Origin of the sequence: Vibrio neonatus, assembly GCF_024346975.1 — a bacterium.
Classification (GTDB): Bacteria; Pseudomonadota; Gammaproteobacteria; order Enterobacterales; family Vibrionaceae; genus Vibrio; species Vibrio neonatus.
The window spans coordinates 2,301,208-2,323,582 of record NZ_AP024885.1 but is presented as its reverse complement, the minus strand read 5'-3'; the positions used below and the strand labels follow the sequence as shown (position 1 = coordinate 2,323,582).

21 protein-coding genes are annotated in these 22,375 nt (G+C 40.5%); 7 read left to right on the top strand and 14 right to left on the bottom strand.

Annotated features, from left to right (window positions below):
- Positions 1–2: 2 nt before the first annotated feature.
- The 4 genes from OCU38_RS10745 to OCU38_RS10730 are packed head-to-tail and all read right to left on the bottom strand — an operon-like array spanning position 3 to position 2,624.
- A complete protein-coding gene (locus OCU38_RS10745) occupies positions 3–446 on the bottom strand; it encodes a DUF4426 domain-containing protein (RefSeq protein ID WP_261823063.1) in 444 nt (147 codons plus the stop codon).
- A 26-nt stretch (positions 447–472) separates the two neighbouring features.
- The gene (locus OCU38_RS10740; protein ID WP_152819416.1) at positions 473–1,042 is read right to left on the bottom strand and encodes a YggT family protein; all 570 of its coding nucleotides are present in this window, start codon (positions 1,040–1,042) and stop codon (positions 473–475) included.
- 17 nt (positions 1,043–1,059) lie between these two features.
- Positions 1,060–1,884: a pyrroline-5-carboxylate reductase gene (gene proC, locus OCU38_RS10735; RefSeq protein ID WP_261823062.1), complete on the bottom strand. Its 825-nt coding sequence runs from the start codon at positions 1,882–1,884 to the stop codon at positions 1,060–1,062.
- Between the two features lie 29 nt (positions 1,885–1,913).
- A complete protein-coding gene (locus OCU38_RS10730) occupies positions 1,914–2,624 on the bottom strand; it encodes a YggS family pyridoxal phosphate-dependent enzyme (protein WP_023405071.1) in 711 nt (236 codons plus the stop codon).
- Between the two features lie 24 nt (positions 2,625–2,648).
- On the opposite strand from OCU38_RS10730, the gene OCU38_RS10725 reads away from it, so the two are divergent.
- Together OCU38_RS10725 and OCU38_RS10720 are read left to right on the top strand one after the other, a co-directional pair.
- Positions 2,649–3,695, top strand: a complete 1,047-nt coding sequence (locus OCU38_RS10725) for a type IV pilus twitching motility protein PilT (RefSeq protein WP_152819419.1) — start codon at positions 2,649–2,651, stop codon at positions 3,693–3,695.
- A 27-nt stretch (positions 3,696–3,722) separates the two neighbouring features.
- Complete coding sequence (locus tag OCU38_RS10720; RefSeq protein WP_023405073.1) at positions 3,723–4,826, top strand: PilT/PilU family type 4a pilus ATPase; 1,104 nt, start codon at positions 3,723–3,725, stop codon at positions 4,824–4,826.
- 18 nt (positions 4,827–4,844) lie between these two features.
- Here the strand turns inward: OCU38_RS10720 and ruvX are convergent, their stop codons facing one another.
- The 6 genes from ruvX to OCU38_RS10690 all read right to left on the bottom strand — a co-directional run bounded on the left by ruvX (position 4,845) and on the right by OCU38_RS10690 (position 8,977).
- A complete protein-coding gene (ruvX, locus tag OCU38_RS10715; RefSeq protein ID WP_023405074.1) occupies positions 4,845–5,270 on the bottom strand; it encodes a Holliday junction resolvase RuvX in 426 nt (141 codons plus the stop codon).
- Entirely contained in the window at positions 5,267–5,827 is a 561-nt protein-coding gene (locus OCU38_RS10710) for a YqgE/AlgH family protein (RefSeq protein WP_023405075.1), read from the bottom strand. Before OCU38_RS10710 ends, ruvX begins: the two co-directional genes overlap by 4 nt.
- Before the next feature lie 62 nt (positions 5,828–5,889).
- A complete protein-coding gene (gshB, locus tag OCU38_RS10705; RefSeq protein WP_023405076.1) occupies positions 5,890–6,837 on the bottom strand; it encodes a glutathione synthase in 948 nt (315 codons plus the stop codon).
- Between the two features lie 9 nt (positions 6,838–6,846).
- Complete coding sequence (rsmE, locus tag OCU38_RS10700; protein WP_152819421.1) at positions 6,847–7,578, bottom strand: 16S rRNA (uracil(1498)-N(3))-methyltransferase; 732 nt, start codon at positions 7,576–7,578, stop codon at positions 6,847–6,849.
- 95 nt (positions 7,579–7,673) lie between these two features.
- The gene (locus OCU38_RS10695) at positions 7,674–8,369 is read right to left on the bottom strand and encodes an endonuclease (RefSeq protein WP_152819422.1); all 696 of its coding nucleotides are present in this window, start codon (positions 8,367–8,369) and stop codon (positions 7,674–7,676) included.
- Positions 8,370–8,482: 113 nt separating this feature from the next.
- The gene (locus tag OCU38_RS10690) at positions 8,483–8,977 is read right to left on the bottom strand and encodes a SprT family zinc-dependent metalloprotease (protein WP_261823061.1); all 495 of its coding nucleotides are present in this window, start codon (positions 8,975–8,977) and stop codon (positions 8,483–8,485) included.
- A gap of 591 nt (positions 8,978–9,568) precedes the next feature.
- Here OCU38_RS10690 and OCU38_RS10685 point away from each other — a divergent pair.
- Together OCU38_RS10685 and OCU38_RS10680 are read left to right on the top strand one after the other, a co-directional pair.
- Positions 9,569–10,999 (top strand): toxin-antitoxin system YwqK family antitoxin, encoded by a 1,431-nt coding sequence (locus OCU38_RS10685; RefSeq protein WP_261823060.1) that lies wholly within the window; start codon positions 9,569–9,571, stop codon positions 10,997–10,999.
- A gap of 232 nt (positions 11,000–11,231) precedes the next feature.
- Positions 11,232–11,870: a hypothetical protein gene (locus OCU38_RS10680; RefSeq protein WP_261823059.1), complete on the top strand. Its 639-nt coding sequence runs from the start codon at positions 11,232–11,234 to the stop codon at positions 11,868–11,870.
- A 267-nt stretch (positions 11,871–12,137) separates the two neighbouring features.
- Here OCU38_RS10680 and OCU38_RS10675 read toward each other — a convergent pair whose 3' ends face one another.
- Together OCU38_RS10675 and metK are read right to left on the bottom strand one after the other, a co-directional pair.
- The gene (locus tag OCU38_RS10675; RefSeq protein WP_261823058.1) at positions 12,138–12,932 is read right to left on the bottom strand and encodes a DUF2189 domain-containing protein; all 795 of its coding nucleotides are present in this window, start codon (positions 12,930–12,932) and stop codon (positions 12,138–12,140) included.
- A 287-nt stretch (positions 12,933–13,219) separates the two neighbouring features.
- Positions 13,220–14,371, bottom strand: coding sequence for a methionine adenosyltransferase (metK, locus tag OCU38_RS10670; protein WP_021712314.1), 1,152 nt, complete (start codon positions 14,369–14,371; stop codon positions 13,220–13,222).
- A 339-nt stretch (positions 14,372–14,710) separates the two neighbouring features.
- Here metK and tkt point away from each other — a divergent pair, with 339 nt between their 5' ends.
- Entirely contained in the window at positions 14,711–16,705 is a 1,995-nt protein-coding gene (tkt, locus tag OCU38_RS10665) for a transketolase (RefSeq protein WP_261823057.1), read from the top strand.
- 74 nt (positions 16,706–16,779) lie between these two features.
- Here the strand turns inward: tkt and OCU38_RS10660 are convergent, their stop codons facing one another.
- On the bottom strand, positions 16,780–17,943 hold the full coding sequence (locus OCU38_RS10660; RefSeq protein ID WP_261823056.1) for a glycosyltransferase family 2 protein: 1,164 nt from the start codon (positions 17,941–17,943) through the stop codon (positions 16,780–16,782).
- 25 nt (positions 17,944–17,968) lie between these two features.
- A complete protein-coding gene (locus tag OCU38_RS10655) occupies positions 17,969–19,729 on the bottom strand; it encodes a hypothetical protein (RefSeq protein ID WP_261823055.1) in 1,761 nt (586 codons plus the stop codon).
- Positions 19,730–19,895: 166 nt separating this feature from the next.
- Between OCU38_RS10655 and epd the strand changes: the two genes are divergently transcribed.
- Both epd and OCU38_RS10645 read left to right on the top strand, forming a co-directional pair.
- The gene (gene epd, locus OCU38_RS10650; protein WP_261823054.1) at positions 19,896–20,939 is read left to right on the top strand and encodes an erythrose-4-phosphate dehydrogenase; all 1,044 of its coding nucleotides are present in this window, start codon (positions 19,896–19,898) and stop codon (positions 20,937–20,939) included.
- Positions 20,940–21,083: 144 nt separating this feature from the next.
- The gene (locus tag OCU38_RS10645) at positions 21,084–22,247 is read left to right on the top strand and encodes a phosphoglycerate kinase (protein ID WP_152819431.1); all 1,164 of its coding nucleotides are present in this window, start codon (positions 21,084–21,086) and stop codon (positions 22,245–22,247) included.
- Positions 22,248–22,375: the final 128 nt, after the last annotated feature.

Below are 22,375 nucleotides of genomic sequence, written 5' to 3'. Positions count from 1 at the left end.
GATTACTCCTGAATATGGAAGGTTTGATTAAAACGAAGAATGCCACTGCCTTTCGTTCCTGCATCGGCTTTGATTTCAAAACGGAAGGTTTCATTTTCGGTGATAGGTAATTCGGCTAAATAATAGATAGCGTCACCTTGAGTGATCTCTTTAAATGTTAGTGTGCGGGTATTACCGATTAGGTTCTTCGCCGTTCCCGTTAGGGTAACTTGAGTCGGCTTTTTTCCTACACTGTAGAGATCCAGTGCGCTGATGTTGATCAGCGCGACATAAGGGTTTCTTTTGAGCTTTAGCTCACGAGCAATTTTAGGGGCAATAAATGTTGAATTGAACGCCGAGTAGTGCAGTTCAATATCCTTCATGCGTACAAATTGTCCTGCCCAACTTGGCACGGCAAAGCTTGCTAACAGTAAGCCACATAAGAATGCGCCGAATATCTTCTTCATTTATCGCCCTTTGAGAGAGTTGACTATTATAGTCCGTACCAAATTGGACCAAATAGGCTAGTCGTTAGATCGCCGATTAAGTAGTTGGCAAATTGTAGACCAAGAAACAGTACCAATACGCTCAGATCAAGCCCGCCCATGGCAGGAATAATACGGCGAATAGGCGCAAGCAAAGGCTCTGTTAGCTGGTGGAATACATATTCTACAGGGCTACGGCCTTGGCTTACCCAGCTTAAAATAGCGCGTAGTAGTAATACCCAAAATAGCAATTTACCCGCCGCTTTTACTAATGCCATCAAGCCAATGATTAATAAATCAGGGCTAAAGGCCATTGCGCCATTTGAAGCGATTAGCATCAGCAATACAAACTTCAATACACACAGTACATAAGCAAAGGTCAATGTTGCGAGATCGACACTGCCAATAGATGGAATGATGCTACGTAGTGGCTTTAATACCGGTTGCGTAGCTTTAACAATAAATTGAGAAAATGGGTTGTAGAAATCAGCTCGCGCCGCCTGCAACCAAATTCGAAGAATGACTATCATGATGTAGAGATCAAAAGCGGTAGTCACTAAAAACTGCATTGAATTCATTACAAATCCTTGATGGGTTAAAAAAGAGTTTCCATCTCTTCTGCACGAGTAACCGCAGCTTGCATCGCTTTAGAAACAGTGTCAGAGAGTTGATGTTGGTTAAATGTCGCAATCGCTTCTGCGGTAGTACCGCCTTTGGAAGTGACTTGCTGGCGCAAAACGGATAAATCTAAATTTGGATTGGCAACAACCATTTGTGCCGCTCCGAGTGCGGATTGTTGCACTAGCTGACGCGCAGTTTGTTCATCAAAACCTTGCGCTATTGCTTCTTTTTGCATTGCTTCCATAAATAGGAAGAAATACGCAGGAGAGCTACCAGCTGCCGCAATAATCGAGTTAATTTGTGCTTCACTATCAACCCAGCAAGTTTCGCCAACCGCTTGCATCAGCTCATTAGCAAAATCTTGGTCTGCTTGATTGATGGTTTCTGGCGCGTATAGGCCGCTCATGCCAAGACCAAGTAGAGAAGGTGTATTTGGCATCACTCGTACAAAATTGGCTTCTTTACCTAGCATGGTTTGTAGGCGAGGAATGGTAATTCCCGCCGCAATTGAGATTAACAGTTTGTTCTCAAGGTCGACATTGGCAAGCTCTGCCAACACTTCAGACATAATCTGCGGTTTGACTGATAGCACAATCACATCTGCCATAGTCGCTGCCAGTTGATTATCAGCGGTAGTCGAAATAGAAAAACGCTGGCTAACCTTGTCACGGCTTTGCTCTGATGGAGCGGTAGCGGTAATGGCTTGAGCTGGATAGCCACTATCAAGCAAACCTGCAATGATAGACTTTGCCATATTTCCAGAGCCAATAAACGCGATATTACGTACTGAATGTGCCAAACCTGTCTTCCTTCTTGTTTGTTCGAATACTATTGTTTGTTCGAATAATCTCGAGCACCAAAAATAGCGGTACCAATGCGAACCATTGTACTGCCAGCTTCGATAGCGGCTTCCATGTCACCACTCATGCCCATAGATAAAGTGTCTACCTGAGGATATTGGGATTTAATTTGATCAAACAAGCCTTTTAGTTGATTAAAGGCTTGCAGTTGTTCTTCATAACTCGCAACCGCTGCCGGTATAGACATCAGTCCGCGTAACGTCAGATTAGGTAGCGCATCGACAGCGGCAGCCAATTCCAGAGCTTCAGCTGCATTGATCCCAGATTTGCTTTCTTCGCCACTGGTGTTGACTTGCAGCAAGACTTGCAACGGATCACGACCGCTAGGTCTCTGATCGTTAAGGCGTTGTGCGATCTTGAGTCGATCAATAGAGTGAACCCAGTCGAAACTCTCACTAATAGGGCGTGTTTTATTTGACTGGATTGGCCCAATAAAGTGCCATTCTATATCGAAATCGTTATGATGTTCTTGAAAGTATTGAATTTTTTCAACACCTTCTTGTACGTAATTCTCACCAAACTGACGCTGACCTGCGTGACAAGCATCCAGCACCGCTTGAATAGGTTTGGTTTTACTTACTGCAAGAAGTTGCACTGAATCAGTTAGACGCCCAAACTTACGTTCAGAATCTTTAATTTGCTGATGAATGTGTTCTAAATTTGATTGGATTGTCTGCATAGTTTTGACTTAACAAGGAATTTTATGGATATCACCGAATTACTTCGCTTTAGTGTAAAGCATAATGCTTCAGATCTACATCTTTCATCGGGCTTACCTCCTATGGTGAGGATAGACGGCGATGTGCGACGTCTGGAGATGCCAGAGTTTAGCGAGACTGAAGTCCACGAACTTATTTTTGATATCATGGATGATGCCCAACGAAGTGAGTTTGAGTCAAATCTAGAGTTGGATTTTTCGATCGAGCTTGCAGGCGTCGGGCGATTTAGGGTTAATGCCTTTAATCAAAGTCGCGGCGCTTCAGCGGTGTTTAGAACCATCCCTACAGATATCCCTACGCTTGAACAGCTAGATTGCCCGCCTATCTTCGAAAACATCGTCAATTATGAAAAAGGCTTAGTCTTGGTCACCGGCCCGACAGGATCGGGTAAATCTACCACGCTCGCGGCGATGGTGGACTATATTAATCGTCATCACAATAAACATATCTTGACCATTGAAGATCCGATTGAATTTGTACACCAAAGTAATAAGTGTTTGATCAATCAGCGTGAAGTACATCGTGATACGCACAGCTTCAAAGCGGCGCTCCGCTCAGCACTGCGTGAAGATCCAGATGTGATTTTGGTGGGAGAGTTGCGCGACCAAGAGACCATTAGTTTAGCGCTAACGGCCGCTGAAACAGGGCACTTGGTATTTGGCACATTGCACACCAGTTCGGCAGCCAAAACCATAGATAGAATTATTGATGTGTTTCCTGCCGGAGATAAAAACATGGTGCGCTCTATGCTTTCTGAATCACTGCGAGCGGTGATTGCGCAGAAGCTATTAAAGAGAGTGGGCGGCGGTCGTATTGCTTGTCATGAAATCATGTTGGCTAACCCAGCAATTAGAAATCTAATTCGGGAAGATAAAGTGGCGCAGATGTATTCCATTATCCAAACGGGCGCGTCACACGGCATGAAAACGATGGAGCAAGCGGCAAATCAATTGATGCAACAAAATCAGGTCACTAGAGAAGAAGTTGAAACTAAAATTGAGATTCAAGTCGGTCTTGGTGGCGGTTTTTAATCGCAAAATAACGGCGAGGGCAGCAACATGGAATTGAAAGAGTTGTTAGGTGCAATGACACAGCACAAAGCGTCTGATCTTTACATTACAGTCGATGCACCTTGTATGTTTCGGGTCGATGGAGAGTTGCAACCGTTTGGTGAAAAGCTGCATCAATCGGGTGTAACGGCATTTTTAGACAGCATTATGGATAACGATAGGCGCAAAGAGTATCGAGCCTGTCGAGAAGCCAATTTTGCCATTGAAAGTGAATCGGGGCGTTTTCGTGTCAGCGCCTTTTTTCAGCGTGATTTACCCGGCGCGGTTATTCGACATATTGAGACAGAAATTCCGTCCTTTGAAGATCTTGGCTTACCCGATACCTTAAAAGATCTGGCTATGGTTAAGCGAGGTTTAGTGCTGGTGGTCGGAGCAACAGGCTCTGGTAAGTCGACAACGCTTGCCGCTATGGTGGGGCATAGAAATCAGCATCAACATGGGCATATTTTAACGGTAGAAGATCCGATTGAATTTGTGCATCAGCATCAGCAAAGCATAGTCACTCAGCGTGAAGTGGGTTTAGATACTGAAAGCTACGAAATCGCGCTGAAAAACTCGCTGCGACAAGCGCCCGATATGATAGTGATTGGCGAGATCCGCACCCCAGAAACCATGCGTTATGCGATGACTTTTGCGGAAACGGGGCACTTGTGTGTGGCAACCTTGCACGCAAATAATGCCAACCAAGCCTTAGAGCGGATTTTACATTTAGTCTCAAAAGATCAAAGAGAGCATTTTTTGTTGGATCTTTCGCTTAATTTAAAAGGGATTGTTGGCCAGCAACTGCTAAAAGCCAAAGATGGAAAAGGGCGTCATGTGGCATTGGAAATACTGCTTTCTACGCCAAGATCGTCCGATCTTATCCGACAAGGTGAGATTGCTGAAATAAAGAATTACATGAGTAAAACAAGGCAAGAGGGGATCTGCACTTTTGATCACTCTTTGTTTAACTTAGTGATGCAAGACAAGATCACTGCAGAAGAAGCGTTGCGCAGTGCAGATTCAGCCAACGATCTGCGTTTAATGCTTAAAAATCAGCAAGGGACTAAAGGTAGTAGTCCCTTAGATGACGTTAAGATTGATATGGGGTGAGCTTAAAGGGGCGGTGAATCACTCAGCCCATTGATTCTCAAACCAACTTTCTAAGATCACAACGGCAGATTGGCAGTCCACATTGCCTTTGCTTAGTGCTTTATAACCACCCATAGCAAACAGATCAGAGCGAGCTTCAGTGGTGGAGAGTCTTTCATCATGCAGCTCGACTTGCACGCCAAATCGACCATGTATTCTTTGGGCGAACTTTTTAGCTCTAGGAGTAATGGTTTTTAAGTCTTTACCATGCAAATCCGTCGGTAAGCCCACCACAACTAAGTCGGGTTTCCACTCTTGTATTTGAGTGCCAATGTCGTCCCAGTTTGGGATGCCATCTTTGGCTTTGAAGGCTTTTAGTGGGGTGGCGGTGCCAGTGATATCTTGTCCGATAGCACTGCCAATACTTTTAGTGCCATAATCAAACGCCATTATGGTTTTGCTCATGCATGTCCTGCTTGTGTTGATAATTGTGAGGCTTCGATGCCCAGAGATTGTACTGCGCTAGCCCAGCGGTCTTGTACTGGAGTACTGAAAATGATGTCAGGATCTGCTTCAATGGTTAACCAAGAATTCTCCGCTAACTCGCTTTCCAGTTGCCCAGCATCCCAACCCGAATACCCCAATGCCACTAGGTATTGAGTCGGCTCTTCTTCAGTACCTAATACCGATAAAATATCTTTTGAGGTGGTCATAGTGATGCCGTTGGTCATGACTAAGCTGGACTGATATTTATCTTTAGCCTGATGCAAAATAAAGCCGCGATCTTCGGAAACAGGGCCACCATTGTGTACAGGTTGTTTTAGGCTATCACCCGCTTGAATATGGGCTGATTTTAGCTCTATCTGCTTTAGCATGCCGCCAACAGTAATATCTATGGGAGCATTAATCATGATCCCCATCGCCCCATGTTCATTATGCTCGCAAATATAAATCACTGAGCGCTTGAAATGTGGGTCTTGCATCGATGGCATAGCCACCAAGAAATGATTGGTGAGATTCATGCATTCCCTCCTATAACAAGCCACCTCATTGAGGTGGCTATCAATGATGCCTGCATGACTGATTATTTGCCGATGCGACGCTCAATAGCATCCATCAATTTACCTGTAATCGAGATACCAAATTCGGTTTCGATTTCTACGATACAAGTAGGGCTAGTCACATTGATTTCGGTAACTTTATCGCCAATAACGTCTAAGCCAACAAAGATTAATCCTTTCTCTTTAAGTGTAGGACCGATTGCGTTCGCTATTGCAAAATCAGTGTCACTTAAAGGACGAGCTTCGCCACGGCCGCCAGCCGCTAGGTTGCCACGAGTCTCACCTTTGGCTGGAATACGAGCTAGGCAGTATGGCATTGGCTCACCGTCAACAATTAAGATGCGCTTGTCACCGTTGCTGATATCTGGCACAAATGCCTGCGCCATAGCGTAGTTTTGACCGTGATTAGTTAAGGTTTCGATAATAACAGAGACGTTAGGATCGCCTTCTTTAACGCGGAAGATTGACGCGCCGCCCATACCATCTAGAGGTTTTAGAATTACATCTCTGTGTTGCTCGTGGAAGGCTTTGATTTTGTCTGCTTTGCGAGTCACGATGGTGGTTGGTGTCATGTCTGCAAACCATGCTGTGTAGAGCTTTTCGTTACAATCACGTAGGCTTTGTGGCTTGTTGACAATCAAGGTGCCTTCAACTTCTGCGCGCTCAAGAATGTAAGTTGCGTAGATGAACTCAGTATCAAACGGAGGATCTTTACGCATTAACACAGCGTCAAGATCAGATAAGCGGATGGTTTGCTCTGAAAGGAACTCAAACCAATTGTCAGGGTTTTTCTCTACCTTTAGAGTTTTAGTATCAGCAACAGCTACACCTTGATCTAAATGCAGATCATTCATTTCCATATAGTGGATTTCATAACCACGTTTTTGCGCTTCTAAAAGCATGGCAAAGCTAGAGTCTTTTTTAATATTGATGGACGAAATAGGGTCCATCACTATGCCGATCTTAATCATTTATTTCTCCTAGCCAAGATCGCCAAAGCGAACTTGGAGTGCGGTTATGGCTGTTAGGGCCGCGGTTTCTGTTCTAAGAACGCGCGGGCCTAATAATGTTTGTTCAAAGTTATATTCTGTGGTCATGTCAATTTCTGACTCAGAAAGTCCACCCTCTGGGCCAATTAATAATTTCACTTCTGTAATTGGCTGAGGAAGGGTGTTGATAGAGTAGGGAGCTCTAGGGTGAAGATTGAGTTTCAACCCTTGATATTCTTCTTGGCACCACTGCTCTAGAGGCATGATAGGGCGGATGACGGGCACGGTATTTCGACCACTTTGCTCACAGGCGGCAATAGCGATTTTTTGCCACTGTTGCAGTTTTTTCTCGAAACGTTTTTGGTCTAGTTTCACGCCACAACGCTCAGAAATAAGTGGAGTGATCGTATTAACACCAAGCTCCACCGATTTTTGAATGGTGAATTCCATTTTGTCACCGCGAGAGACCACTTGCCCTAAGTGGATATCCAGTGGCGATTCTACATTGTGTTGTTTGGAATCTTGTATCTCAACCGCGACATTTTTCTTGGAGACCTCGGTAATGACAGCAGAATACTCAACATTGCTACCATCAAAAAGTGAAACCGCTTGGCCTACCTGCATTCGTAACACACGTCCAATGTGCCCTGCGGCATCATCGCATAGCTGAACGTGTGTGGCTGAAGATAAAGATTCAGGATGATATATCCTAGGAATGCGCATTAAAACTACACCTGTAACTAACTTAACAAAATAAATATGGTTGCTATGTTAGCAAATAACAAGAGGTGTCGCTTCGTCTGCGTGATAGGATTTATCTAATGTTTGCACTCTTGGTCAACAAATGGGTTTGAGTTACCTTGAATTTTATCGATCATTTGGTTGCGCTGACATTCCCAATCAGTCACCGCATAGGTTTTATTCCATGCTTGCATCAGTTTAATTTGCTGATCTGATATCTTGATAGGGTAGTGCTGTGCCATATATAGGTAGGTTCGAGCAATAGCGCCACGAGCACGTTTTGGTGGCATCACTTTGTCGTCTTTAAAGCTGACTTGCATATGGCATTGACCATAGCTTACTCCACGGTTGCCATTCCACTGAGTAAAAGAGTAGTTAGAGCGGTCGCCATTAACTTCGCCAATGGCAGGCACTAAGTTATGTAAATCCGCTTCCATCTCTTTATAAACAGGATCGCTTTTGGTGCAATTAGAGCGGCCGCCGTGTTGCCAACATTGTCGCTGATTACCCAGTTGCGCGGCAGGCACAATGTGCTCCCATTCAATGCGATTGGCACGACGTTCTTGTTTACGTACTTGATAGCCACAATCGGATAATTGCGGTTTGCCCTTTTTGCCTTGCCAATCTATTTTGCATCCACAATAGAAGGTTTGCGGATGTTGCTGATAGATACCAACAGCGAGTCGTTTAGATTGATAAAAAGAGTGTGGTTTCGCATGCACTGATAGCGAGACCAGCAGTAGGCTAATGATAGGGAGAATATAACGTTTCAAGAGTAATTACGGCTGTTGAGAAAAACAGCGCAGAGAATACAGCCACTTTGACGCTTTGACCAGATATTGTTCAGCCTAATCTCGCCTTGCAGGTATAGATTACTATTATGTTATTAACTGAGTTGCTTACCAGTAAATTTGAGTTCATTGCCACAGTTGCGACAAGAGTAGTGAGTCTCCCCTCGCAGCACTTTATTGTGACGACGTATCGATAAAGGATACTGGCGGCAAGGGCACTGATACTCAAACGTTTTGCCCTGCACCGAGCTCACATCCATAGAATGCGTACGATCTGGCTTGATACCAAATACTTTAGACATGACATATTGCCACTCTTTACCGTGCGGCCTAACTCGCCCAAACACTTGATGAGTGATTAAGTGAGCAACTTCATGAGGCAGAACGTGCTCAATAAACTCTTGTTGGTTTTCCGCCAGCAATACGCGATTCAGCTTTATGGTATTCAACTGCAAAAAGGCTTTTCCAGCCGCCTTACCACGCATATCAGTTTCAATCGTAGGAATTAAAAACTGTCGTTCAAAGTGAGCATTAGCCACTTTGATGAGTGCGCTGGTTTTTCTTAGCAGTTGGTATTGAATTGGCGTCATGCAGTGGCTTTGGCTATCGATTTAAAACGGCTACAACTTTAGCTTAATCTTTCTTTGGATACAAAGTCTGTGAGAGATGCTCTGGAGTTAATAACTTGGGGTAGAAGTGTAGGTAAAAATATGGGCGAGCATTAATGTTGGAAGGTGTAAAAATTGAGCATTTTTTTTGGTTGACTTGGTTCAGGTGGAGTAGGAGCGTTAAAATGTTGCTCTCCAGAACTTTCACTATTAGTTCTTTGTAATTTAGAAATGCCCCCTATCCGTGTTTGTGCACTATTTCCTATAACAAAATAATTGTTATTGTTATAGGAAATCCTTCAATATGCAACGAACTAAGTTATTAGGTGTTATTTACCGTAAGTTCACGTTGTGAGCTACTACTCATCTATAAAAACTATTTAATTGACAGTGATCTCAATTTAGGAATACGGATTAATCTAATTTTGATTAATCCGTATAATGGTACAGAAGAATCTAAGAAATTCCTATATTATTCTGTTTGTGACTTCCTATTGAACTGATTATAAATAATATTTGATTTTTTGAAACGTATATTGTCTACATATAATACCCAGTAAACTAGAGTGAAAGATGAAACTGAAACTGAAACTTAAAATGACGAAGATGAAATATTTATTATATATAATAAGTATAATTCCAATAACTATTCAAGCAGATGAAACTCTTATGCTAGATAAATTAAAGGATGTTTATAGTAACACTAATTTAGAATTTGGTAGTTATCGTACTAAAGAGCGATTAGATTATTATAGAAGCATATACTTTTCAGATTTTTGTAAGAGTAATTATGATCTTAATGCTATAGCACAAACTAAAATATCAACGACTATAGCACTGAAAAAGTATTTTACTTCAGGGTTTAATGATGTGTTGGGAAGCTATAATATTAACATTGAGGATTTTTTATCTTTAAACTCAATAGACAGCGAAAATATAAATATCACAGCTAATATATTACTTTATACTCTAAAAGAAATTAAAGGGTTAGATAACTGGAAGCAAAGCCTAAAATTATTTAATGTAGAGAAGTGGAAGTATGATGGTACAGGAAAATACTACAACATAACCAACGATATCCCTATAAAATACGATAACTCATGTATATCTGAAATGAGATATTGGCTAATAAGTTTTTGGAAAAGAAGATTGATTGCAGGGAATTTAACACTAACTGAGAGGTTGCTAAATATATATGTATTAAGTAGTAAATTTAATAATAAAATTTCAAATAATACAAATAATACAAATAATACAAATAATACAAATAATACAAATAATACAAATAATACAAATAATACAAATAATACAAATAATAAAATTATCACACTATATGATAGTGGAGTTCCTAAGTCATTAAATCATTACTCTAATGGAAAATTAGATGGCATGGCAATTAGTTGGTATAGTAATGGTTCAATTAAATATATAGTACCATACTCTAAAGGTGAAGAGCATGGATTAGCTAGATCGTGGTTTATAAATGGTGGCAGACAATCAGTTACAAAATATATCAATGGGAAAATTGTTAGCGATTGGAAATGGCGTGAAGGTAAAGATTCATTTAAGAAGGTAGATAAATCTGTCGAAAAATCATTTGACATAATCAAAGATTCTAATGGTTATCTTAAAAGACGGCAAAGTGACCAGTTTGGACCAGATTCAGTATTTTCATATTTTCTTAATATGTCACCTAATGGCGTATTTAATAGATACGATTACACCAGAGAATATATATTTATGGAAGATGTTGATTTTTTAGATAATAAATTAGTTGCGATAAGTGATGAAGCACGTGGTGACTGGATAGGATGTTGTGCTTCTCCAGATATAATACTCTATTTTGATACTACTATTTCAAGTAAAGCAGCAATAGATCGTATTCTAGAATTTTCTAATGATAAGCAATGTGTTTTATATGATAATTTAAATGAAGGTAAATTTAGACTGGCTAAAGATATAGGTGCAACAAAAGCTGTTTGGTGTAATTGGGAACCTATTTGATATTTATGCAAGAAATGCAACTATAAATACTATATATATTACGGTTTATTAGATAAAAACGGATGAACCATTAAAAATCAAATAGAATGTAAGTAGTTTCTATTTTAGTATGTAGTATTTTAATTTCTCATATATATGGTTAATAATGAAAAATGTTATTTTCTTTATAATTAAATGTTAATTTTTAATTGTATGGTTTTTATATAAGTATTTACTTAATTACTGGAAGTTTATGTTTAAAAAAATCGCTACATTATTTATATTGTCTCTGGTTTGTTTGCCGTATACAAATGCTGATATTAGAAAGGTTAATGCTGAATTAGCACTAAATGTAATAGATAGTTCAACCACTTCAATTATTACAATGCTAGAAACAAGAGATTGTAAAGTACTAAAACAAATGCAGTTTATTATTGCGAAAAAGACGTTTGATATTTATTTTCATTATTTTTATTTGGAGTCAGTATCAAATTATAAAGAATTAGAAGGATTATCTGAATTTTATATTAAAAATCTGGCTGAAGCTTATATGGCAACGATGTCACTCGCTGGTGGTCGTAGTCTTGAGCTTTGTTATGACCAAACTTTCTTCCATAAACCATTCATCGAAACAGATAAAAATGAAAATTTATGTGCTAAATATTTAAGTGATTTTCATGTTGAAAGTTCAATAACTAATTATATTACAACTGATCTTAAAAAACAAAGAGAGTTATTTGGTATTACTAAGCAGCAAATTGATAGTAAAGAGCACATGATTAAACACTATAAAAGTGAATCAAACAAAGGTATTAAAAAGACTATAAGTGCTTATAAATTACTAACTAAAAACTGCGATATAAATTCACCCACTATTAAGAGCACCTATTAATAGGTATTATTAATTTATCTATTAAAATCGGAGTAATTACCTTGATTAAATAACAGGTCTAGGACTTTCGTTTTGCTATCTAAAGGTGGCTTACTTTTAGTAATCCCCGTTTGCTGAGTCAGATGAATTCTCCCAACACATTTTTTACCAAAACCTACTGAGAGATCATTCAATCTTCATTGTTTACCAACAATTATTGATAAAAAATTGCCCACTAATAAATCGGTGGGCAATTGTCGTTTTGTACTCTTTTATCCCGCAAAAACGCTAACTCTTTTTCTGAATCGTCGCATGATAAGCGTGCCATGTGCCATAACCTAGAATGGGCATAGTGACTATCATTCCTATCCCGTAAGTAGCAAAGCCTATTAAAACACCCCCACAAATAATGGCCGCCCAAACGAGCATAGGGCCGGGGTTGTTTTTAACTGCATTAAAACTGGAAAAGATTGCGGTCATAATATCAACGCGTCTTTCTAGCATTAAAGGCATCGAGAAAACCGCAATGCTAAATACTACTGATGCCAAAATAAACCCTGTGATGGAACCGGTAATAAGGAAGGGTGCAAATTCGACGATACTGGCGCCTTCCACGGAAGGGTATAAAGCATGCAATAGTGAGGCTATTCTCATCCAAAATATCATGGCGACAACCAGCAGCACCGCAAAGCTCCATTGTGATGTGGAATTACGACCGATGGCTTTCATTGAATGCAGTAGGTTGGGTTGTTTGCCTCTTTCTCTTGCCCAACTGACATCGTATAACCCTAGCGCTAAAAACGGCCCAATAAGCATATAGATAATGAGTGCGGGCAGTATCACTAGGTGTGGATGGTTGCCTTGCAGGTAGATCAAGCCAACGATGCCTGCGGCGGCAACAGCAAAACAGGTGCCATAAAAGAGACTAATAACGGGGGAGCGGACGAAGTCATTTAAGCCTAAAGCTAACCATTGGAAAGGGTCGCTAATGCTGATCTTATTGCAGGGCAGTGTTTTTGCATATTCACTGTTTTTGATTTCAGATGCTTTATGAAAATCACTGTCATCGTATGTACGAGGCATGATAATCCTCCTGATTGAGTCCCGTAATATTGACTCTGAACATGGGATAACTGGTTGTTCGCACTAGAAATCCTACTAGAGTCGGCCTGCTGCTATTTTGATTCCTTTATGTAAAAGGTGATCTATTTAACATTTCGTTAACTTTCATAACTATCGTTGTGGATGTTAGGAATTACAAATTTTGCATGAAAAATAATCAGAAGGGGGTAGATGACAGGGGCAAATGGAGAGTAAAAAAAACCTCAGCACAAAGGCTGAGGTTGATATAAATAGATGTTTCTAGTCGATTATAGACCAGCAAAATCCTTAAGGATTGCTGCTTTGTCTGTCGCTTCCCAAGGGAATTCTTCACGACCAAAGTGACCGTAAGCCGCTGTTTTCTTGTAGATAGGTTGTAGCAAGTTCAGCATTTCTTGTAAGCCGTATGGGCGTAGGTCGAAGTTTTGACGAACAGCTTCAATGATGATTTCTTGGGCTACTTTTTCAGTGCCGAAGGTTTCAATCATGATTGATGTTGGATCAGCAACACCGATAGCGTAAGAAAGTTGGATTTCACAACGGTCAGCCATGCCAGCAGCAACGATGTTTTTCGCTACATAACGAGCTGCGTATGCCGCACTACGGTCAACTTTTGATGGATCTTTACCAGAGAACGCACCACCACCGTGACGAGCTGCACCGCCGTAGGTATCAACGATAATTTTACGACCAGTTAGACCACAGTCACCCATTGGGCCACCGATAACGAAACGACCGGTTGGGTTAATAAAGAATTTAGTTTCTTTGTTTAACCATTGCTCAGGAAGTACTGGTTTGATGATAGTTTCCATCACTGCTTCACGAAGCTCTTCTGTTGAAACGCTTTCGCTGTGCTGAGTTGATAAAACAACAGCATCGATGCCGACAATTTTACCTTGGTCATATTGGAAGGTAACTTGAGATTTTGCATCAGGACGCAACCAAGGTAGCGTGCCGTTTTTACGTACTTCAGCTTGTTTTTCAACTAAGCGGTGAGAGTAAGTGATTGGTGCAGGCATCAATACTTCAGTTTCGTTAGTCGCGTAACCAAACATAATACCTTGGTCGCCAGCGCCTTGGTCTTTAGGGTCAGCTTTATCAACACCTTGGTTGATATCTGGAGATTGCTTACCAATAGTATTTAGTACAGCACAAGAGTCAGCATCGAAGCCCATCTCAGAGTTTACATAACCGATTTCACGAACGGTTTGACGCGTTAGTTCTTCGATATCAACCCAAGCAGAGGTAGTCACTTCACCACCTACCATTACCATGCCAGTCTTTACGTAAGTTTCACATGCAACGCGAGCTTTCGGGTCTTGCTCGATGATTGCATCTAGAACCGCATCAGAGATTTGGTCTGCGATTTTATCTGGATGGCCTTCTGATACTGATTCAGAAGTAAACAGGTGCTTAGCCATGATGGGCTCCCTTATTCTGGTTTAAGAAAAGACGCATCATAGGCGTCTTTTGAATTGTACTTTAAGTAGGTGTTTCTACTTCTAGACGTCTATTCTAATTTTGAATAGACGAAATACAAGCTTTTTTACGATTTAAGTGAGTAAAATATTTGCGCTAGGTCACATTAGTTTTTACTAAATATCGTTAGATGTTAAATAAATCAATCTCTCATAGTTTGAATTTTGCACGGGAAACTGTTTGCAGTAACAGAGGCGCTTTGCGACAATAACACCGCCCAACATCCTCTGTTGGGAACAGGACTTATTTTTTATAAATTGCTTATGCATTCAGGAGCAGACATGTCTTCTCGTAAAGATCTAGCCAATGCAATTCGTGCTCTTAGCATGGATGGTGTTCAACAAGCTAACTCTGGTCACCCAGGCGCACCAATGGGGATGGCTGACATCGCTGAAGTACTTTGGCGTGATCATCTAAACCATAACCCACAAAACCCAGAGTGGGCTGATCGTGACCGTTTTATCCTTTCTAATGGTCATGGTTCAATGCTGATCTACTCTCTGCTTCATTTGAGTGGTTATGAGTTGTCTATTGATGATCTTAAAAACTTCCGTCAGTTGCACTCTAAAACTCCAGGTCACCCAGAATATGGATATGCACCCGGCGTTGAAACAACGACAGGCCCACTAGGCCAAGGTATTACTAACGCTGTTGGTATGGCAATGGCTGAAAAAGCACTTGCTGCTCAGTTTAATAAGCCAGGTCACGACATCGTTGACCACTTCACTTATGCGTTCATGGGTGATGGCTGTCTGATGGAAGGTATCTCACACGAGGCATGTTCTCTTGCGGGTACTTTAGGCCTTGGTAAGCTAGTTGCTTTCTGGGATGACAACGGTATCTCAATTGATGGTGAAGTTGAAGGTTGGTTCTCTGACGATACACCTAAGCGTTTTGAAGCTTACGGCTGGCACGTAATCCCTGCAGTAGACGGCCATGATAGCGAAGCAATTAATGCGGCTATTATCGCAGCTAAAGCGGATCCTCGCCCAACACTTATCTGTACTAAAACAGTGATTGGCTTTGGTTCTCCAAACAAAGCGGGTACGCACGACTGTCACGGTGCACCACTTGGTCAAGACGAAATCGTTGCGACTAAAGCGGCACTAGGTTGGGAATTCGGACCATTTGAAGTTCCTGCTGACATCTACGCACAATGGGATGCAAAAGCATCTGGCGCTGAGAAAGAAGCGGCTTGGAATGCTAAGTTTGACGCTTACGCGGCAGCATACCCTGCTGAAGCAGCTGAACTAAAACGTCGTGTAAATGGCGAACTTCCAGCTCAGTGGGAAGAGCAAGCAAACCAAATCATTGCTGATTTGCAAGCCAACCCTGCTAACATCGCATCTCGTAAAGCATCACAAAATGCACTAGAAGCGTTTGGTAAAATGCTTCCTGAATTCATGGGCGGTTCTGCTGACCTTGCGCCTTCTAACCTGACTATGTGGTCTGGTTCTAAGTCTCTTGAAGCATCAGACTTCTCTGGCAACTACATTCACTACGGTGTACGTGAATTTGGTATGACAGCTATCATGAACGGTATTGCTCTGCACGGTGGTTTCGTACCATACGGCGCAACTTTCCTAATGTTCATGGAATACGCACGTAACGCAATGCGTATGGCTGCTCTAATGAAAGTTCAGAACATCCAAGTTTATACTCATGACTCTATCGGTCTGGGTGAAGATGGCCCAACTCACCAACCGGTTGAGCAAGTAGCTTCTCTACGTCTAACTCCAAACATGAGCACATGGCGTCCATGTGACCAAGTTGAGTCAGCAGTAGCATGGAAACTGGCTATCGAACGTAAAGATGGCCCATCTGCGCTTATCTTCTCTCGTCAAAACCTTGCACAGCAAGAGCGTGATACGACTCAAGTAGCTGATATCGCAAAAGGCGGTTACGTACTGAAAGATTGCGCGGGTACTCCTGAGCTAATCATCATTGCAACAGGTTCTGAAGTTGAACTAGCAGTAGCAGCGCAAGCTGAACTCACTGCGGCAGGCAAAGCAGTACGCGTTGTTTCTATGCCTTCAACTGATGCATTTGATAAGCAAGACGAAGCTTACCGTGAGTCAGTACTTCCTTCATCAGTAACTAAACGTATTGCTGTAGAAGCCGGTATTGCTGACTTCTGGTACAAATATGTTGGCTTCGGTGGCAAGATCATCGGCATGACAACATTCGGCGAGTCTGCACCAGCAGGTGAGTTGTTCAAGATGTTCGGTTTCACTACTGAAAACGTAGTAAACACAGCTAAAGAGTTGTTAGCTTAATTAAAGTCTAGCAACCTCATAAAAAATGAAAGCCAGCAGTTTACTGCTGGCTTTTTTGTTTCAGTCGATGAAGTTTATAAATATGTTTTCTTTATGCTGATAATACCGCTTACAAATGCAGTACAAAAACTTTGAATACCACATGCTATTAGTGTTAATGACAGTACCATTGTTCTATTTATATAATGAGAATCAAGTTCACCAAAATCTACGGCAGCCCACTTATAGAAGCACCAAAAGCTGAGAGTTAAGCCAATAATAATGACCGAAAATGCAAAGAATGCGGCATTCTCTAAGGTGATTTTATTTAAAAGATTGTTGTATTTTGGGGATGGTAAGAAGTTTTGCTCAGTGGCATATTTTCTAACTATAGAACCTAAAGAAAGACACTGAACACTAATTAATAAACTTAATGCACCAGCATAAAAAGTCTTGTCTGCAAACTCAATATCACTAATGGTCATTGGGCCACCAAATAGACAGATTGTTGTAATCAATCCAAATAAAAATAACATTATTGCAGGGTATAGGAATAGCCATTTTGGTGTATACATCAATAGGAAACATAAATGGCGCCAACCGTCTCGCCATGTGTTTAAGTGAGGTGCTCGTGTTCTTCCATCTGGTGATAAAGTTGTAGGGACTTCATCTATGGATAATTGTGCAATAGAAGATCGAACAACCATTTCACTAGCAAATTCCATTCCAGTAGTATGTAAATTAAGAGCAAGTATAGATTCTCTATTGAATCCTCTTAAACCACAGTGAAAATCTCCACATGGGATCTTGAAAAATAACTTACCTAGAAAACTAAGTATTGGGTTTCCAATATATTTATGTAGTGGTGGCATAGCATTTGGAGATATTCCTCCTTTGAACCGATTACCCATAACTAATTCGTTGCCTGTACGTAGGCTGTCTATAAATCGATCTAATTGACTAAAGTCATAACTATCATCAGCATCCCCCATGATGATAAATTTCCCTGAAGCAGATTGAATACCGGCCATTAGGGCGGATCCATATCCTTTATTTTTGACATGTACCACTCGAACACTATTGTTTTCTGCAACCGCTATAGAACGATCAGTACTACCATTATCCGCAATTAATATCTCACCATTAATATTACTATCAACTAGATATTTTTTAGCTTTTACTATACAGGTCTCTAATGTCTCTTCTTCATTTAGACAAGGCATTAATATTGTTAGTTCTAGTTCTTCATTATTTATCATTATCTAGCGTCCTTTCTAAATATTTTTAAAACTCCAATTTAAATATAACGTAATCACTATTACTTTTATTATGTATTTCACTTATCCAAGAAGGAAGAGGTTTATTTTTTATTATGTTAATAAAGGAGTTTTTGTTTGAATTTTTTTCAATAACTTTTAGCTGAGCATCTCTATTTATTAAGATATAATCAATTCCTTTCAATAATAGATTTTTTCGCACTATCTCCAAATCAGATTCAATGAATGTGTCTATCATTATAGTGTTCCCTTTGATATTTCTATGGTAGGGAGCTGCAATGATTGAGTTTTCTGTTTTAGCTAGAATTTGTGCACCAGATTCAATACCTGAAAGGATCTTCGCATTAATTATGTTTTTTTCTTTTAGTAGGGTAGCTAAGTCCGTTTTATTCTTACCGTCGTCTATACTATTAATTGAATTTGATATTGGCTCTATTGACGTAAGAATTATCATAATCGTAAATGGTATACCAGCAATAAGAAATGGAACTTTAAACCATTCTTGACTTAGTGTACGGGTGAAATTTAGTAATACGTAAACCTGAAGAGGTGTACTTAATATAAAGCACAAATTGATTATTCTAATTTGCCAGAACATAGCAAGTATTAAATGAATAATTAAAATAGAGTAAAGAATATTGAGTTGTAGAACTTTTCTTTTAGAAAGAGGATAAAGAAGAGCAGGAATTAAATAAAGAAAGTAATTCTCTGTTGAAAAAAATCCATTGGATTTTATTAAACTCAACATTGATTGAACTTCGGATATTTGAGATAGCCAAAGGTTAAGCAAAAGAGAGGGGTAATTAGAATATGCGCCCTTAATTAATTCAGGATACAGGATAAGTATAGGGGTAAAACAAATTAAAAAAGTGCTCAAACCTATAGCTGTAATTAACACGAGGCTTCTTCGTTGTAGTTCAAATTTTGTTGATAAGAAAAGTGCAACTCCTCCACCCAAAAAGCAAAGGATAAAGGGTAAAGATATCGCATCATACTGAGCAATAAAAAACTCACTAGTAGGTCTGTTGATTAAACTAACGATTAAAGTAAATGCAAAGGTGTAGAAACAGAGCCTAGAAAAATAGTTGAGCCATTTATCTTCGCAGTAATAGCAGTAAAAGGTATACAGTGCTAAATATGCAACGAACAGGGTGATATTTTCTAATCCAGTCCATAATGAAAGTGCTATGACAAACGCTTGTAGCATTGCACGCCAACGATGTTTTATTTGCTCTATGTTGAGTGGCGTTAACAGTAAAAATAATGTCGCAAAGATAAGTTGCAGATTATGATGATCGATTGAGCCGGGTAGAAACTTAGTAATGGCGGGAGAGCCAAGTAAGAAAATCATCCCTATAAAACGGTACTCGCTCCCTAGATAACGATCGCACAACGCAAACATGCTTAAAGAGAAAATAAGCATATAAGCTAGAGGGGTAATGGTTATCGCTACCAAGGATGCGATGGATGTGCCAACTATTGGAGACAGTAGCAGCGTAACGCCAACTAAAGGTATATCAGGTACTCTCGACCAATGCATGATCACCCCATCTTCGGGGTTAAAGCGTGCCATAGGCTCTAAATACCAATTGCCGTACTTAATCCAATCGGTAAATTGGACATATCGCATATAGTCGTCGTTGTCTTTTAGATTTAGGTTGGAAATGCTGTCCCAATTTCGGGTAAACATAACGATAGAAATGACAAACCAGCATAGAACAATAAAAATCAGGTCTTTTTTGTTGTCATTAACCCAAGTTTTTAGCATTTAAAACGTCCTTTATTATTCCATTAATAAAGAGTGCATCAATACGCATATAAATTCAACGCATAACCAAATCCTATTCTATTAACTTCATCTCTGTATATAACTATGCGTTCTGATAGACTTAAAAATTATTACAATAATAATCAACCTAAGTTGGAGTTTCGGGATGTTAAAAGTCGCAATAAATGGTTTTGGCCGTATTGGTAGAAACGTATTAAGAGCGGTGTATGAAAATGGGTTGCAAGATCGGATCAAGATCGTTGCAGTCAATGAACTGGCTGAGCCGCATGCGATAGCGCATTTGCTTCAATATGATACGAGTCATGGACGCTTCCTCAACAAAGTCACGCATACTGAAGAGTATTTAAATATCCATCATACGAATGGGGATAAGGATAAAATCCGAATTTTACACCTTGATGAATTGGAGTTACTTCCTTGGGGTGAATTAGAGGTTGATATTGTTTTAGATTGTACGGGAGTGTACGGCTGTCGAGATGACGGGTTAAAACATATTGCCGCTGGTGCTGGTAAGGTATTATTTTCTCACCCTGGCTCTCATGATCTTGATAATACGATTATCTACGGTGTTAATCACGATAGCATACTGCCGGAACATCGAATTGTTTCTAACGGCTCTTGTACTACCAACTGTATCGTGCCGATTATTCAAGTGTTAGATGATGCTTATGGCATTCAACGTGGGACGATTACTACTATTCACTCATCAATGAATGATCAGCAAGTTATTGATGCGTACCATTCAGATTTACGTCGAACTCGTAGTGCAAGCCAATCCATCATTCCTGTTAACACTCAGTTACACAAAGGAATTGAACGTATTTTCCCTAAGTTTGAAAATAAATTTGAGGCGATATCAGTGAGAGTGCCGACTGTCAATGTTACTGCTATGGATCTGAGCGTTACGATAGATGCTAATGTGACAATTGATGATGTAAATCAAACTATTTTGCATGCATCTCAATGTAGATTACAATCAATAGTCGACTACACGGAAGCGCCTCTCGTCTCGATAGATTTTAATCACGACCCGCATAGTGCGATTGTCGATGGCTCGCAAACCCGTGTTAGTGATGGCCATTTAGTGAAGATGCTAGTGTGGTGTGATAACGAGTGGGGGTTTGCAAATCGGATGCTAGATACGGCTCTAGCGATGCACACGTCACATTTATTACATCGCGTGAAATAAATCCGTAGCTTTTTAGTTCAACCTCTTGAACTATAGAGTAAGAGACCCCATGTAGCATCACATTAGATAGATTTCGAACGCCTATGCCGACAACTTTGTGGGGATAGGCGGAAAGTTTTTAAATTAAAACCTAGAGGACTAACAATGTCTGTAATCAAGATGACTGACCTAGAACTAGCAGGTAAACGTGTATTTATCCGCGCTGACCTAAACGTTCCAGTAAAAGACGGTAAAGTAACTTCTGATGCTCGTATCCTTGCATCTCTTCCAACTATCAAGCGTTGCCTAGAAGCGGGCGCTAAAGTAATGGTTACTTCTCACCTAGGTCGTCCAACTGAAGGCGAGTACGCTGAAGAGTTCTCACTACAGCCTGTAGTAAACTACTTAAACGACGCACTAGATTGCGAAGTTAAACTAGCAAAAGACTACCTAGAAGGTCTTGAACTAAACGCTGGTGAACTTGTTGTTCTTGAGAACGTTCGCTTTAACAAAGGCGAAAAGAAAAACGAAGAAGAGCTTTCTAAGAAATACGCTGCACTATGTGACATTTTCGTAATGGATGCATTCGGTACAGCTCACCGTGCTCAAGCGTCTACTCACGGTGTAGGTACTTACGCTCCTGTTGCTTGTGCTGGCCCTCTTTTGGCTGCTGAGCTAGAAGCACTAGGTAAAGCAATGGATAACCCAGAGCGTCCTCTAGTAGCTATCGTTGGTGGTTCTAAAGTTTCTACTAAACTGACTGTTCTTGAGTCTCTATCTAAAGTTGCTGATCAACTTGTTGTGGGTGGCGGTATTGCAAATACATTTATCGCTGCGGAAGGCCACAACGTAGGTAAGTCTCTATACGAAGCTGACCTAGTTGAAACTGCTAAGAAACTAATGAAAGAGTGTGCAATTCCAGTTGCAACTGACGTTGCTTGTGCAAAAGCATTTGACGAAAACGCTGAAGCTGAAATCAAAAACGTTGCTGACGTTGCTGATGACGACATGATCTTCGACCTTGGTCCAGATTCAACAGCCGTTCTAGCTGACATCATTGCTAACGCAAAAACAATTCTTTGGAATGGCCCTGTTGGCGTATTCGAATTTAAAAACTTCGAAGCGGGTACAGCGGGTATTTCTAAAGCAATCGCTGAATCTGCAGGTTTCTCTGTAGCAGGTGGCGGTGACACATTAGCAGCTATCGACAAGTTCGGTATCAAAGCTGATGTTTCTTACATCTCAACAGGCGGCGGCGCTTTCCTTGAGTTTGTAGAAGGTAAAGTACTTCCAGCAGTTGCTATGCTAGAAGAACGAGCAAAAGCGTAATATTTTTTTGGCGAGGACCTTGTCCTCGCCTTTTTATTGTTTTGCTGCAATGCTTTGCGTTGTATGCAATCTTTTTTATACTTGCAAAAGTGCAATTTAATACTAAACGACAGAAAATAGGACTTATT

Bases quoted from the DNA above. Each gene is read 5' to 3' on its own strand.
- OCU38_RS10740 (WP_152819416.1), bottom strand. From the start codon at position 1,042: ATGAATTCAATGCAGTTTTTAGTGACTACCGCTTTTGATCTCTACATC.
- tkt (WP_261823057.1), top strand. From the start codon at position 14,711: ATGTCTTCTCGTAAAGATCTAGCCAATGCAATTCGTGCTCTTAGCATG.
- OCU38_RS10645 (WP_152819431.1), top strand. From the start codon at position 21,084: ATGTCTGTAATCAAGATGACTGACCTAGAACTAGCAGGTAAACGTGTA.
- OCU38_RS10660 (WP_261823056.1), bottom strand. From the start codon at position 17,943: ATGATAAATAATGAAGAACTAGAACTAACAATATTAATGCCTTGTCTA.
- OCU38_RS10655 (WP_261823055.1), bottom strand. From the start codon at position 19,729: ATGCTAAAAACTTGGGTTAATGACAACAAAAAAGACCTGATTTTTATT.
- gshB (WP_023405076.1), bottom strand. From the start codon at position 6,837: ATGATTAAGATCGGCATAGTGATGGACCCTATTTCGTCCATCAATATT.
- OCU38_RS10720 (WP_023405073.1), top strand. From the start codon at position 3,723: ATGGAATTGAAAGAGTTGTTAGGTGCAATGACACAGCACAAAGCGTCT.
- OCU38_RS10745 (WP_261823063.1), bottom strand. From the start codon at position 446: ATGAAGAAGATATTCGGCGCATTCTTATGTGGCTTACTGTTAGCAAGC.
- rsmE (WP_152819421.1), bottom strand. From the start codon at position 7,578: ATGCGCATTCCTAGGATATATCATCCTGAATCTTTATCTTCAGCCACA.
- OCU38_RS10710 (WP_023405075.1), bottom strand. From the start codon at position 5,827: ATGAATCTCACCAATCATTTCTTGGTGGCTATGCCATCGATGCAAGAC.
- OCU38_RS10725 (WP_152819419.1), top strand. From the start codon at position 2,649: ATGGATATCACCGAATTACTTCGCTTTAGTGTAAAGCATAATGCTTCA.
- ruvX (WP_023405074.1), bottom strand. From the start codon at position 5,270: ATGAGCAAAACCATAATGGCGTTTGATTATGGCACTAAAAGTATTGGC.
- metK (WP_021712314.1), bottom strand. From the start codon at position 14,371: ATGGCTAAGCACCTGTTTACTTCTGAATCAGTATCAGAAGGCCATCCA.
- epd (WP_261823054.1), top strand. From the start codon at position 19,896: ATGTTAAAAGTCGCAATAAATGGTTTTGGCCGTATTGGTAGAAACGTA.
- OCU38_RS10675 (WP_261823058.1), bottom strand. From the start codon at position 12,932: ATGCCTCGTACATACGATGACAGTGATTTTCATAAAGCATCTGAAATC.
- OCU38_RS10730 (WP_023405071.1), bottom strand. From the start codon at position 2,624: ATGCAGACAATCCAATCAAATTTAGAACACATTCATCAGCAAATTAAA.
- OCU38_RS10685 (WP_261823060.1), top strand. From the start codon at position 9,569: ATGAAACTGAAACTGAAACTTAAAATGACGAAGATGAAATATTTATTA.
- OCU38_RS10680 (WP_261823059.1), top strand. From the start codon at position 11,232: ATGTTTAAAAAAATCGCTACATTATTTATATTGTCTCTGGTTTGTTTG.
- OCU38_RS10690 (WP_261823061.1), bottom strand. From the start codon at position 8,977: ATGACGCCAATTCAATACCAACTGCTAAGAAAAACCAGCGCACTCATC.